The organism is Achromobacter pestifer, assembly GCF_013267355.1.
In the GTDB taxonomy this organism is placed as follows: domain Bacteria; phylum Pseudomonadota; class Gammaproteobacteria; order Burkholderiales; family Burkholderiaceae_B; genus Achromobacter; species Achromobacter pestifer_A.
Genome location: NZ_CP053985.1, coordinates 2,133,015 through 2,145,230, shown reverse-complemented (window position 1 = coordinate 2,145,230; position 12,216 = coordinate 2,133,015). Strand labels below are relative to the sequence as shown.

10 protein-coding genes are annotated in these 12,216 nt (G+C 65.6%); 7 read left to right on the top strand and 3 right to left on the bottom strand.

What is annotated here, in order from left to right; translation table 11 throughout:
* Positions 1–117: 117 nt before the first annotated feature.
* Genes FOC84_RS10395 through FOC84_RS10375 form a run of 5 tightly spaced genes read left to right on the top strand, consistent with a single transcriptional unit; the run spans position 118 to position 5,539 of the window.
* Positions 118–1,152 (top strand): substrate-binding domain-containing protein, encoded by a 1,035-nt coding sequence (locus FOC84_RS10395; RefSeq protein ID WP_173144349.1) that lies wholly within the window; start codon positions 118–120, stop codon positions 1,150–1,152.
* A complete protein-coding gene (locus FOC84_RS10390; RefSeq protein WP_173144348.1) occupies positions 1,149–2,672 on the top strand; it encodes a sugar ABC transporter ATP-binding protein in 1,524 nt (507 codons plus the stop codon). The genes FOC84_RS10395 and FOC84_RS10390 overlap by 4 nt, the downstream gene beginning before the upstream one ends.
* The gene (locus FOC84_RS10385; RefSeq protein WP_217278790.1) at positions 2,669–3,700 is read left to right on the top strand and encodes an ABC transporter permease; all 1,032 of its coding nucleotides are present in this window, start codon (positions 2,669–2,671) and stop codon (positions 3,698–3,700) included. Before FOC84_RS10390 ends, FOC84_RS10385 begins: the two co-directional genes overlap by 4 nt.
* The gene (locus FOC84_RS10380) at positions 3,697–4,677 is read left to right on the top strand and encodes an aldo/keto reductase (protein WP_173144347.1); all 981 of its coding nucleotides are present in this window, start codon (positions 3,697–3,699) and stop codon (positions 4,675–4,677) included. Before FOC84_RS10385 ends, FOC84_RS10380 begins: the two co-directional genes overlap by 4 nt.
* Before the next feature lie 13 nt (positions 4,678–4,690).
* Positions 4,691–5,539, top strand: coding sequence for a class I fructose-bisphosphate aldolase (locus FOC84_RS10375; RefSeq protein ID WP_173144346.1), 849 nt, complete (start codon positions 4,691–4,693; stop codon positions 5,537–5,539).
* A gap of 44 nt (positions 5,540–5,583) precedes the next feature.
* Here the strand turns inward: FOC84_RS10375 and fdx are convergent, their stop codons facing one another.
* From fdx to FOC84_RS10360, 3 genes are all read right to left on the bottom strand, one after another.
* On the bottom strand, positions 5,584–5,922 hold the full coding sequence (gene fdx / locus FOC84_RS10370) for an ISC system 2Fe-2S type ferredoxin (protein ID WP_173144345.1): 339 nt from the start codon (positions 5,920–5,922) through the stop codon (positions 5,584–5,586).
* A gap of 16 nt (positions 5,923–5,938) precedes the next feature.
* Entirely contained in the window at positions 5,939–6,418 is a 480-nt protein-coding gene (cueR, locus tag FOC84_RS10365) for a Cu(I)-responsive transcriptional regulator (RefSeq protein ID WP_173144344.1), read from the bottom strand.
* Positions 6,419–6,527: 109 nt separating this feature from the next.
* Positions 6,528–7,532: a 2Fe-2S iron-sulfur cluster-binding protein gene (locus FOC84_RS10360; RefSeq protein WP_173144343.1), complete on the bottom strand. Its 1,005-nt coding sequence runs from the start codon at positions 7,530–7,532 to the stop codon at positions 6,528–6,530.
* 305 nt (positions 7,533–7,837) lie between these two features.
* Here FOC84_RS10360 and FOC84_RS10355 point away from each other — a divergent pair, with 305 nt between their 5' ends.
* Positions 7,838–9,025, top strand: a complete 1,188-nt coding sequence (locus tag FOC84_RS10355; RefSeq protein ID WP_173144342.1) for an efflux RND transporter periplasmic adaptor subunit — start codon at positions 7,838–7,840, stop codon at positions 9,023–9,025.
* A complete protein-coding gene (locus tag FOC84_RS10350; protein ID WP_173144341.1) occupies positions 9,022–12,198 on the top strand; it encodes an efflux RND transporter permease subunit in 3,177 nt (1,058 codons plus the stop codon). The genes FOC84_RS10355 and FOC84_RS10350 overlap by 4 nt, the downstream gene beginning before the upstream one ends.
* Positions 12,199–12,216 lie beyond the last annotated feature (18 nt).

The following is a 12,216-nucleotide window of genomic DNA, read 5'->3' as shown; positions in this document are numbered from 1 at the left end:
AATTCGTCTGCAATATAGTTCAGCGATGTCATAACAACGATTCGACCAAAACAGGTTGAACAACAGGCACCGAGGGCTGCAGGGTTCTTGGAACGATGCGAAAAAAAGGAGCGGAACATGAGACGAGATTTCTTGAAGACCGTAGCGGCGGCGGGCGCCAGCCTGGCGAGCGCCAACGCCTTTGCGCAGAACACCCCGCAGGCCTCCGGGCTGCGCGGCAACGCGAACGACGTCTACGTGATGAACGTGATGGTGTCCGGGGTGGAGTACTGGTTTCCTGTTTACGAAATGATGAAACAGCTGGGCCATTCGCTCGGCGTGCGCACCCGCTATTCGGGCACGCCCGAATATGACGTCAACAAGCAGCTGGCCTCGTTCGAGCAGGAACTGGCGCGCAAGCCGGCCGGCATCCTGCTGCATCCCATGAACCCCGATCCCTTCATCGAACCCATCAATCGCGCCGCGGCCATGGGCATCCCGGTGGTGACCTTCGCGGCTGACTCCCCCAATTCCAAGCGCGTGTCCTTTGTCACGTCGGACAACGACCGTGAAGGCGCGCAGGCTGCCGACGCCATCGCGGCCTCGCTCAATGGCAAGGGCGAATACGCGGTGCTGGAAAACCCGGGCCAAGACAACCATGACCGCCGCGTAGCGGCCTTCATCAACCGCATGAAGACCCAGCATCCCGGGATGAAGCTGGTGGGCCGCGCGGCCAGCAACCAGGACCCGAACAAGGCGTACCAGGCCACGCTGAGCCTGGCGCAGGCCAACCCCGGCCTGGGCGCGCTGTTCATGCCCGAGGCCAACTCGGCGCTGGGCGCGGCGCAGGCCTCCATCGAAACCAAGAAGAACATCAAGGTCCTGTGCTGCGACGTCAACGCCAAGATCCTGGACATGATCAAGTCGGGCGAGGTCTTTGGCTCCGTCAACCCGAACCAGGGCGTGCAGGGCTATATGGGCATGATGCTGCTGTTCCTGGCTCGCAACCAGCAACTGATCGACCCGATGAACGACGCCAAGCGCAATGGCACCAACCCCATGGCCGTACCGTTCCTGGACAACGGCCTGTCCATCGTCAGCAAGGCGAACGCCGACGACTTCTATTGGGACAAGTATCTGGCGCGCCGCGGCACCAAGGGCATCAACGAATGAAGGCGTCCGCACCGCTGCTGGAACTGCAAGGCATCAGCAAGCAGTTCGGCGCGTCCAAAGCCCTGGCCGACGTGCGCTTCACGCTGCGCCGGGGCGAAATCCATGCCTTGTGCGGCGAGAACGGCGCCGGCAAGTCGACGCTGATGAAGATCATCGACGGCATCCACCAGCCCGACAGCGGCGACATCTACCTGGAGGGCGAGCGCGTGGTCATCAATGGCCCGGCCCATGCGATGCGCCTGGGCATCGGCCTGGTCCACCAGGAAATCGCGCTGTGCGGCGATGCGACCGTGGCCGAGAACATCTTCATGCCCATGATCAGCGCTGGCGCGCAGGCCTGGATGGACTATGCCAGCCTGAACGAGCGCGCCGCGGGCGTGCTGCGGCGGCTGGGCCAGAACATCGACCCGGGCTTGCGGGTGGATGCGCTGGGCATATCCAGCCAGCAGCTCGTCGAGATCGCCCGCGCTTTGACGCTGGATTGCAAGGTGCTGATCCTGGACGAACCGACCGCCGCGCTGACCGAAGTCGAGTCCGTGGCGCTGTTCCGCGTGTTGCACGACCTCAAGGCCCAGGGCATCGGCATTGTCTACATCAGTCACCGCATGGCCGAGATCTTCGAGCACTGCGACCGCGTCACGGTGCTGCGCGACGGCCGCGACGTGCACAGCGCCGATATCGCGGCCCTCTCTCCGGATGCGCTGGTGCGCTGCATGGTAGGGCGCGATCTGGGCAACTATTACCCGCCCCGGCAAGCGGCTGGCGATGCGCCGGCCGAGACCTTGCTGGAAGTGGAGGACCTCGCCGACGGCGCCAATGTCCACGGCATCTCGTTCACGCTGCGCCGGGGCGAAATCCTGGGTATCTCCGGCCTGATGGGCGCGGGCCGCAGCGAGCTGGCCGAAACCGTGTGCGGTCTGCGGCGCGCGCGGCGAGGCGCCGTGCGGCTGCGGGGCAAGCCCCTGCGGCTGCGCCGCTATGCCGATGCCCTGCGCCACGGCATCGCCTACCTGAGCGAAGACCGCAAGGCCGCCGGCCTGTTCCTGGACATGCCGATCGAACAGAACGTGTCGTCCATGGCGCTGGGCCGCATCAGCTCGCGCTTCGGCCTGCTCAAACGCGCGGCGGAACACAGTCTGGCCGTTGAGCTGGGCGCCCGGCTCAGGCTCAAATCGGACGGCGTGGCGATCGACGCCAGTTGCCTGTCGGGCGGCAACCAGCAGAAGGTGGCCATTGCCAAGCTGCTGGCGACTCGGCCCTCGGTGCTGCTGATGGACGAACCGACGCGCGGCGTGGACGTCGGCGCCAAATCCGAGATCCATCACCTCCTGCGCGACCTGGCCAACCAGGGCGTGGGCGTGGTGGTGATTTCGTCCGAGCTGCCAGAGATCATCGGCCTGTGCGACCGGGCCCTGGTCATACGCAACGGCAGGCTCGCCGGAGAACTGGCGGCAAGCGAAATGACGGAAGAAAAACTGCTGCGGCTGGCCTCGGGCCTGTCCGCCCAGGAGGCAACATGATGAGCGATCTGAAAACCCATCCGGCGGCGCAAGCGGTCCTGACATCCCCTGCCGCCGGCCTGCCGCCTGGCCCCCGCCCGGGACGCCGGCTGGGCAGCTTCCGCGAAGCGGGGCTGCTGCTGATCATCGCCGCGCTGTGCGTCGTCATGAGCTTCGCGTCGCCGCATTTCCTGACCTGGGAAAACGTGCGTGCCATGCTGCTGTCGTTTTCCATCGAAGGCATCGTGGTGGTCGGCATGACCATCCTGGTCATCGTCGGCGGCATCGATCTGTCGGTGGGCTCGGTGGTCTGCCTGGCCATGGTCATTACCGGCAAGCTCTTCCTGCTGGGGCTGGACCCCTGGACCGCCAGCCTGGCTGCGATCGCCGTTTGCACGATGGTGGGCGCGCTGATAGGCGGCTGCGTGACCCGCATCGGCCTCAGCCACTTCATCGCCTCGTTGGCGTTCATGGTGATCGTGCGCGGCCTGTGCCTGGCAATCACCCAGGGCACGCCGCAATCGTTGTTCTCGTTGCCGCCGCAGTTCAAGTTCATCGGGCAGGGATCCATCGCGGGCATTCCCGCGGTCATCCTGATCTTCGCCGCCATCGTCGTCGTCAGCGACTTCGCGCTGCGCCGCGCCGCCCTGCTGCGCAAGGTGTTCTACACCGGCAGCAATGAAAAGGCGGCGCTCTATGCCGGCATCCGCACCGGTCGCGTGAAGTTCTGGGTCACCGTGCTGTGCTCGACCCTGGCCGGAGTCGCCGGCGTGGTCTACACGGCGCGCTTCGGCGCCGCCACGCCCAACTTCGGCGTGGGCATGGAGCTCAACGTCATCGCGGCGGTGGTGATCGGCGGCGCCAGCCTCAAGGGTGGTTCGGGCACCGTGCTGGGCGCGGTGCTGGGCTTGGCCCTGCTGTCGGTCGTCACCAGTTCGCTGATCCTGCTGGACGTGTCGCCCTACTGGCAGGACGTCGTCAAGGGGCTGATCCTGCTGGCCGCGGTCACCGTCGACCATCTCATGAACGTCAAAAAGGTTTCCCGATGAAGACAACAACACTGGGCGTGTCCGGCATCGCCTGCGAATCCGTCGGCCTGGGCACCTGGGCCATGGGCGGCTGGATGTGGGGCGGCGGGGACGATGCGGCTGCCATTGCCGCCATCCAGGCGTCCCTCGATGCGGGCGTGCGGCTCATCGACACCGCGCCGGCCTATGGCTTGGGGCACGCCGAAAGCCTGGTCGGCCAGGCGCTCAAGGGGCGCCGCCAGCAAGCCGTCATCGCCACCAAATGTGGACTGGTCTGGCACACCCGCCAAGGCGAGCATTTCTTTGACGAAGAAGGCCAGGCCGTGCATCGCCACCTGGGCCGCGCGTCCATCTTCCATGAAGTGGAGCAAAGCCTGGCGCGCCTGCAGACGGACTACATCGACCTCTACATCACCCACTGGCAGGACGCCGGCACGCCCGTCGCCGAGACCATGGACGCCTTGCTGGACCTGAAGCGGCAAGGCAAGATCCGCGCCATCGGCGTCAGCAACGCGGATCCCGGTACCCTGGCCGAATACCTGCGCCACGGCCCGGTCGATGCCATCCAGGAACGCTACAGCCTTATCGACCGCGAGATCGAAGCCACGCTGATGCCGCTGTGCCGCCGCCACAACGTCGGCATCCTCGGATATTCCTCGCTGGCGCTCGGCCTGCTGGCCGGCCCCATCGATCCGGCGCGCCGCTTTACCGGCGACGACCAGCGCGCCGGCAACCCCCGCTTCAGCGTCGCCAACCGCAGCCGGCTGCAAGGCTTCTTCGCGGAACTGGAGTCCCTGTGCCAGCGGCTGGACTGCTCGGCTTCGCAGCTGATGATCGCCTGGACCACGCGGCCAGGCGGCGTCACCGTGGCGTTATGCGGCGCCCGCACACCGCAGCAGGCCATGCAGAATGCCGGCGCCGCCGCGCTGGAACTCTCGCCTGAAGACATTGCCGCCATCGACCAGGCGGCCGAGCGCCACCTGCAAACACTGGATTGAACAAGGAATCCCCATGCTGCACAGAAAAGAAGCGCGCCTGAACCGGCTGCTGAACGGCGGCCGTTGCCTGGATATCGCAGTCGACCACGGCGTCTGCAATGAACCCAGCTTCCTGCCCGGACTGGAGGACATGCCGGCCGTGATGGAACAACTGTCCGCCGCGCGCCCCGACGCCATCCAGCTGAACTACGGCCAGGCCGACCTGCTGCAACAACGTCCTGGCCGGGACAAGCCCGCGCTGGTCATGCGCCTGGACATGGGCAATCCCTACAACGCCACGACCCACCGCGTCATGTGGGCCGTGCTGCAGAACGAACAGGACCCGGTGCTGCCTGCCGTCCAGATGGACGCGGCCTGCGTGGTGGTCAACTTGTTCATGCTGCCGGACGAGCCCGACTTGTTCCGCCAGTGCGTCGCCAATATCGCGCGAGTGCGCGCGGACTGCGACCGCTACGGCATGCCGCTGATGATCGAGCCCCTGGTCATGGCGCCGCACTCCGCGCGCGGCGGCTACATGGTCGATGGCGACGCCGAGAAAATCGTCACGCTGGTCAGGCTGGCGCGCGAAATGGGCGCCGATATCGTCAAGGCCGACCCCACGACCGCCACGCGCGATTTTCACCGCGTGGTGCAGGCGGCGCGCTGCCCGGTGCTGGTGCGCGGCGGCGGCCGGGAGGATCTGCGCCAGGTCTTCGAGCGGTCGCGCGAATTGCTCGATGAAGGCGCCGTGGGGCTGGTGTACGGCCGCAATGTCTACCAGCATGCCGATCCGTCGTCCGTGGTGCGGGCGCTGATGGCCATGATCCATGACAGCGCAAGCGCCAGGCAGGCGTGGGACCTGTATGAGGCAGGAGGCCGATAGGGGTGAGGCTTCCTGGCCGAAATCCCTGATATCCAAGCCAGCTCCTAATGCTCTTCCTTGGCATGATTGACCGTGTACTTGGGAATGGCGACGGTCAGGTCCTCCTCTGCCACGACCGCCTGACAGCTTAGGCGGGACTGCGCTTCCAGCCCCCAGGCCCGGTCGAGCAGGTCGTCCTCGGACTCATTCGCTTCGTTCAAGGAATCGAAACCCTTGCGCACGATGCAGTGGCAGGTGGTGCAGGCGGCACTCATGTCGCATGCATGTTCTATTTCAATGCCGTTGGCCAGCAAGGCCGCGCAGATCGTGGTGCCGGCCCGCACCTCCAGTTCGGCGCCTTCGGGCGCCAGCTCGGCGTGCGGGAGTACGGTGATTTTTGGCATATCTGATTCCTGGCGATCAGCAAGCTGATGCGGGTTCATCCGGTGTGCCGGCGCGACGGCGTCGCAGGACGGCGCCGGTGCGGGCGGCGGGTTCCTGCTCTTTGTCGTCCGGTTGCTCAAGCGTGTGCAGGATGGGGCAGTTGGGCCGGTCATCGCCCGCGCAACAGCGGATCAGCGCCTTGAGCGTATCTGCCATCTGCCGCATGCTTTCGATGCGCCGGTCCAGTTCGGCCAGGTGTTCCTGGGCCACGTGCTTGACGTCCGAGCTTTGGCGCGACTGGTCATGCCACAGGCCCAGCAGATCCTTGGTCTCGGCGACCGAGAAGCCCAGATTGCGGGCGCGGCGGATGAAGTGCAGCCGGTGAACATCGATCCGGCTGTAGGCGCGGTAGCCGGAAGAGTTCCGCTGCGCCGCGGGTATCAGGCCGATCTGCTCGTAGTAGCGGATCATTTTTGCCGACACCTTGGATGTCTTGGATGCTTCGCCGATGTTCATGGATGTCTCCTTGCTCAAAGGAAAGGGTGGTGACGTGAGGGAAGCCTAAAGCTTTCCAACATGGGAAGGTCAAGCGTGTCAGCGGCCGCGGGGTGTCTGGGCGGGCGAGTTATGGTGGCGTGAAGAAAACGTCGGCGTGCATGTCCTGAATGCTCAACCCGCGCTCGGATGCCAGAGCCATCGCAGCTTCCACCATCGCCGGAGGACCGGCGACATAGACTTTCCAGCTCTTCAGGTCCGCCAGGTCTGCGCTGACGGCTTGCGTGACGTGGCCGCTCCGGTATGGCGTAGCTTGAGCCTCGGACAGTACCGGCACAAAACTCAGGTTGGCGTGGCGGCGCGCCAACGCCTCGAAATGTCGAACGAAGTAAAGATCCCGCTCCATGCGTGCGCCGAAGTAGACATGAATCGGCTGCCTCATGCCGTGCGCGAGCGCGGTTTCGACGATCGAATGGATGGGAGCCAATCCCGATCCTCCCGCGATGCAAAGCATCGGTCCGGGATGCTGTTCGCGCAGATGCGAGGAGCCGAGCGGCACACGCAGAGCGACGCGGTCGCCAGGCTGTAGCGTGGTGTGGACATAGCCCGACGTGACCCCGTTTGGAACGCGGCGGATGTGGAACTCCAGTTCGGGATCGCCCGGCCTGTTGGCCATCGAGTAGCTGCGCGCCGGCGACGGCCCGAACCGGATGTCGGCATATTGCCCGGCGGCGAACGCCAACGAGCCCGTTGCGTCAGGCCGGATCCTGATGCGCCTGATGTCGTGGGTCAGCTCGTCCATGGAAACGACGGTCCCTTCGATATTCTGGATGGGCGCCGCGGCTGCCTCGTCGTCGTCCCCAAGCCAGGCCACGGCCACATCGGCCTTCGGAACCGCGCGGCACGCCAGGATGAAGCCGCAGCGTTTTTCTTCTTCCGTCAACGCGTAGCGCGAGTGCGGCAGCATTTCCACTTCACCTTCGATCAGGCGCGATTTGCAGCTGCCGCAGCGGCCGGAACGGCAGCCGTGCGGATAGGCAACGCCATTTTGCAGCGCTGCTTCGAGTATGGTCTGGCCGTCCGGAACCGGCAGCCGGGTTCGCGCTTGCCGGATATCCAGTGTCTTGCTGCTCATTTCGAGGCTCCCTCAATGAGCGCAGCCGTTATCGCAGGCCTCGCCGTGTGGGATTGATGCTCATCGCGAGAGCGGTTCTGCATGGTTGCTCCAATGACTTCAGATTGGTGTGGGCGGCATCGAGATGCCCTTCGCCTTTCAGGTGGCGGGCCAAATCTATTGCTTCCAACGATTGCAAGGTCAATGGCCCGCGGAATCCGCCAGCGCATGCTTGACCTTCCTGTCGTTGGAATGCCTAGCCTTGCCGAAATCCTGCAGAGCGCTTCGGAAGGGCCGAAGCCCTGCTGTACAGAAGGGGCATGTCGATGCGTCGAAAATTCAGAATTGCTGTCGCGGCGGGAGCCATCGCGGCGGCCGGAACCATTGCGTGGGCGGCCGGCGAGTCGTCCGGAGATGAGAGCAAACCGCCGCCTTCCGCGGCCGCGCCGATGGCGCCGCAGGTGCCGGTTGCCGAGGTGATCCAGCGCGTCATCGCGCCAGCGACCGACTTCACGGGATACCTGGCGGCTCCGGAGACGGTTGAGCTGCGGTCGCGCGTCAGCGGCGCGGTCGATGCCGTCAGCGTTCCCGAGGGCAGCCTGGTGCGCAAAGGGCAACAGCTGTTCCAGATCGATCCGCGGCCATTCCAGGTTGCGCTCGACACGGCCACGGCGCAGCTGCGCCAGGCCGAGGCGCTGGCCAGCCAGGCCCAGGCCGACTTCGACCGCGCTCAGCGGCTGGTGGCCAGCGGCGCTGTGTCGCGCAAGACCTACGACGACGCCGTGTCTGCGCGCAACGCCCGTCAGGCGGAGATCCTGGTGGCCAAGGCCGCCGTGGCCGCTGCGCGGCTCGACCTGTCCTACGCACGCATCACGGCACCGATATCCGGGCGCGTGGACCGGATCATGGTGACCGAAGGCAACCTGGTCAACGGCGGGGCGGCGGGCGTGGCCAACCTGCTGACCACGATCGTGTCGATCGACCCCGTGCACGTGTACTTCGACATAGATGAAGCGACCTACCTCAATGCCGTGAGACTGGCCCGGCCCGACTCCCGCGGCGGCCAGGCGTCCCTGCCGGTCGCCGTGGCGTTGACGACGGACCGGGGCTTTCCCCACCAGGGCACGCTCGACTTCGTGGCCAACCAGGTCGACCGCGGCACAGGCACGATCCGCGCCCGCGCCGTCGTGGCGAATCCCGATGGCTTGCTGGCTCCGGGGTTGTTTGCGCGCGCCAGGCTGACTACCGGCGCCGAGCGCGCGGCCATTCTGGTCGATGACCTGGCGGTAGGCACGGACCAGGGGAAGAACTACGTCCTGGTCGTGGGTCCTGACAATCAGGCGCAGTACCGCGCGGTGGAACTGGGCCAGATGGCGGAAGGCCTGCGCATCATCAACACCGGCTTGCAGGCCGGAGAGAAGATCATCATCAAAGGGTTGGTGCGTCCCGGCATGAGCGTCACGCCGCGCATGGTGCCCATGCAGCAGGTAGCCGCCGCGGAGGTCCGCCCATGAAGTTTCCTCACTTCTTCATTGCCAGGCCGATCTTCGCCATTGTCCTGTCGCTGCTGATGCTGTTGGCGGGCGGCATCGCGTTCTGGCAGCTGCCGCTGAGCGAATACCCTGCCGTCACGCCGCCCACGGTACAGGTGACGGCGAGCTATCCCGGCGCCAATCCGGAAGTGATCGCGGATACCGTGGCGGCCCCGCTGGAACAGGTGATCAACGGCGTGGAAGGCATGTTGTACATGAGTTCCCAGATGGCGGTCGACGGCCAGATGGTGCTCACCATCGCGTTCAAGCAGGGAACGGACCCGGACATGGCGCAGATCCAGGTGCAGAACCGGGTCTCGCGCGCCTTGCCGCGCTTGCCGCAGGAAGTGCAGCGTATCGGGGTGGTCACGCAGAAGACCTCGCCCGACGTGTTGATGGTGGTGCACCTCGTTTCGCCGGAAAAGCGCTACGACTCGCTCTACTTGTCGAACTTCGCCATCCGGCAGGTGCGCGACGAACTCGCGCGCCTGCCCGGCGTCGGCGACGTCCTGGTCTGGGGCGCCGGGGAGTACTCCATGCGCGTCTGGCTGGACCCCACCAGCGTCGCCGCGCGCGGCCTGACCGCCAGCGACGTGGTCGCGGCCCTGCGGGAGCAGAACGTGCAGGTCGCCGCGGGGGCAGTGGGCCAGCAGCCGGATACCTCGGCGGCCTATCAGGTGACTGTCAACACGCTGGGGCGCCTGACAAGCGCGGAACAGTTCGGCGACATCGTCGTGAAGACGGGCGCCGATGGCCAGGTCACCCGGCTGCGCGACGTTGCCCGCGTTTCGTTGGGCGCGGATGCCTACACCTTGCGTAGCCTGATCAATGGCGAATCGGCGCCCGCCCTGCAGATCATCCAGAGTCCCGGCGCCAACGCCATCGACGTCTCCAATGCGGTCCGAGCCAGGATGCAGGAGCTGCAGCAAGGCTTCCCGCAGGATGTGGAGTACCGCATCGCCTATGACCCCACCGTCTTCGTGCGCGCCTCGCTGCAATCGGTGGCGGTCACGCTGCTGGAGGCCATCCTCCTGGTCGTGATCGTGGTGGTGCTGTTCCTGCAGACCTGGCGCGCCTCCATCATTCCCCTGGTGGCCGTGCCTGTGTCGCTGGTGGGTACCTTCGCGCTGATGCACATGTTCGGCTTTTCGCTCAACACGCTGTCGCTGTTCGGCCTGGTGCTGTCGATCGGCATCGTGGTGGACGACGCCATCGTGGTGGTCGAAAACGTCGAGCGGCATATGGCCCTGGGCGAATCCCCCCGGCAGGCCGCGATCAAGGCCATGGATGAGGTGACCGGGCCCATCATCGCGATCACCTCGGTGCTGGCGGCAGTCTTCATCCCCTCGGCTTTCCTGTCCGGGTTGCAAGGCGAGTTCTATCGCCAGTTTGCGCTGACCATCGCCATCTCGACCATACTCTCCGCCATCAATTCCCTCACCCTGTCGCCCGCGCTTGCGGCCATCCTGCTCAAACCGCATCAGGACTCGGCCAAGGCCGACTGGCTCACGCGCCTCATGGGTAAGACCTTGGGCGGGTTTTTCCGGCGTTTCAATGTCTTCTTCGACAGCGCCTCGAATGGGTACGTGGGGACGGTGCGCCGGGCGGTGCGTGGCAGCGCCGTCGTGCTGCTGCTGTACGTCGGCTTCGTCGGCCTGACCTGGCTGGGCTTTCACCAGGTGCCGAACGGTTTCGTGCCGGCCCAGGACAAATACTTCCTGGTGGGTATCGCCCAGTTGCCTAGCGGCGCCTCGCTTGACCGCACAGAAGCGGTCGTGAAGCAGATGTCCGAGATCGCGCTGGCCGAACCCGGCGTGGAGAGCGTGGTTGCCTTCCCCGGGCTTTCGGTCAACGGTCCGGTGAACGTGCCGAACTCGGCGCTGATGTTCGCCATGCTCAAACCCTTCGATGAACGCCAGGATCCTTCGCTTTCCGCCAACGCCATCGCAGGAAAGCTGATGGGCAAGTTCAGCCAGATTCCGGACGGGTTCGTTGGCATCTTCCCGCCGCCTCCCGTGCCAGGCCTGGGAGCCATGGGCGGTTTCAAGCTGCAGATCGAGGACCGCGCCGGATTGGGGTTCGAGGCGCTGGCGCAGGCGCAGGGCCAGATCATGGCCCGGGCCATGCAGGCTCCCGAACTGGCGAACATGCTGGCCAGTTTCCAGACCAACGCGCCGCAGTTGCGGGTGGACATCGATCGCGTGAAGGCCAAGTCCCTGGGGGTGTCGCTGACGGACGTGTTCGAGACCCTGCAAATCAATCTGGGATCGCTCTACGTTAACGACTTCAATCGCTTCGGACGCACCTATCGGGTCATGGCGCAGGCCGACGCGCCGTTCCGCATGCAGGCCGGCGACATCGGGATGCTCAAGGTGCGCAACGGCAGCGGCGAAATGATTCCCCTGAGCGCGTTTGTGACGCTGACGCGCGGGTCCGGCCCGGACAGGGTCATCCGCTACAACGGCTTTCCGTCGGCGGACATCAGCGGCGGTCCCGCGCCGGGATATTCCTCGGGGCAGGCGACCGATGCGATAGAGCGCATCGTGCGTGAGACGCTGCCCGAGGGCATGACCTATGCGTGGACGGACCTCGTCTACCAGGAGAAGCAGGCCGGCAATTCTGCGCTGTACATCTTCCCCCTGGCGGTGCTGCTGGCTTTCCTCATTCTTGCCGCCCAGTACAACAGCTGGTCGCTGCCGTTCGCCGTGCTGCTCATCGCGCCCATGGCCTTGCTCTCGGCGATAGGCGGCGTCTGGCTGTCCGGCGGGGATAACAACATCTTCACGCAGATCGGCTTCGTGGTGCTGGTGGGTCTGGCGGCCAAGAATGCCATCCTGATCGTGGAGTTCGCCCGCAGCAAGGAAGACCAAGGGGCCGATCCGCTGGCGGCGGTCCTGGAGGCGGCCCGTCTGCGCCTGCGCCCGATTCTGATGACTTCGTTCGCCTTCATCGCCGGCGTGGTGCCGCTGGTGCTTGCCACGGGGGCCGGTGCGGAGATGCGCCATGCCATGGGTATCGCCGTGTTCGCGGGGATGGTGGGCGTGACCCTGTTCGGCTTGCTGCTCACGCCGGTGTTCTACGTCGTGGTGCGCAAGCTGGCGCTGCGCCGGGAAGCCCGCCGGGCTGCAACCCGTTCGGACAGGCAGCACGCATGATGGCCAGGAGGAATATCG

Excerpts from the sequence above, each read along its gene's own strand:
- FOC84_RS10395 (WP_173144349.1), top strand. The coding sequence starts at position 118 with ATGAGACGAGATTTCTTGAAGACCGTAGCGGCGGCGGGCGCCAGCCTG.
- FOC84_RS10390 (WP_173144348.1), top strand. The coding sequence starts at position 1,149 with ATGAAGGCGTCCGCACCGCTGCTGGAACTGCAAGGCATCAGCAAGCAG.
- FOC84_RS10385 (WP_217278790.1), top strand. The coding sequence starts at position 2,669 with ATGATGAGCGATCTGAAAACCCATCCGGCGGCGCAAGCGGTCCTGACA.
- FOC84_RS10380 (WP_173144347.1), top strand. The coding sequence starts at position 3,697 with ATGAAGACAACAACACTGGGCGTGTCCGGCATCGCCTGCGAATCCGTC.
- FOC84_RS10375 (WP_173144346.1), top strand. The coding sequence starts at position 4,691 with ATGCTGCACAGAAAAGAAGCGCGCCTGAACCGGCTGCTGAACGGCGGC.
- fdx (WP_173144345.1), bottom strand. The coding sequence starts at position 5,922 with ATGCCAAAAATCACCGTACTCCCGCACGCCGAGCTGGCGCCCGAAGGC.
- cueR (WP_173144344.1), bottom strand. The coding sequence starts at position 6,418 with ATGAACATCGGCGAAGCATCCAAGACATCCAAGGTGTCGGCAAAAATG.
- FOC84_RS10360 (WP_173144343.1), bottom strand. The coding sequence starts at position 7,532 with ATGAGCAGCAAGACACTGGATATCCGGCAAGCGCGAACCCGGCTGCCG.
- FOC84_RS10355 (WP_173144342.1), top strand. The coding sequence starts at position 7,838 with ATGCGTCGAAAATTCAGAATTGCTGTCGCGGCGGGAGCCATCGCGGCG.
- FOC84_RS10350 (WP_173144341.1), top strand. The coding sequence starts at position 9,022 with ATGAAGTTTCCTCACTTCTTCATTGCCAGGCCGATCTTCGCCATTGTC.